Source organism: Streptomyces sp. URMC 124 (genome assembly GCF_051386455.1).
Lineage (GTDB): Bacteria > Actinomycetota > Actinomycetes > Streptomycetales > Streptomycetaceae > Streptomyces.
Genome location: NZ_JBPQTS010000443.1, coordinates 1 through 277, shown reverse-complemented (window position 1 = coordinate 277; position 277 = coordinate 1). Strand labels below are relative to the sequence as shown.

At 60.3% G+C, this 277-nt stretch carries 1 protein-coding gene; it reads left to right on the top strand.

Annotation, left to right across the window (positions count from 1 at the left end; translation table 11 throughout):
* Nucleotides 1-277, top strand: a 277-nt coding sequence (locus ACSNOG_RS33275) for an FGGY-family carbohydrate kinase (protein ID WP_436756399.1), incomplete at both ends; no start/stop codon positions are given.

Below are 277 nucleotides of genomic sequence, written 5' to 3'. Positions count from 1 at the left end.
ATACAGCCTGACCTGGTTCAAAGATACGTTTGCGCCGGACGTCTCCTTCGACGAGCTGTTAAGCGGAATCGGCGACATTCCGGCCGGCAGCGGCGGCCTGCTGTTCACGCCGTACATCGTCGGCGAGCGCACGCCGCATCCGGATGCGGATATCCGCGGCAGCTTCATCGGCATGGATGCAGGGCATAAGCTTCCGCATTTTGCGCGTTCGGTGCTGGAAGGGATCACGTTCTCGCTTCGTGAATCGATCGATATTTTGCGGGCATCGGGGAAGCGG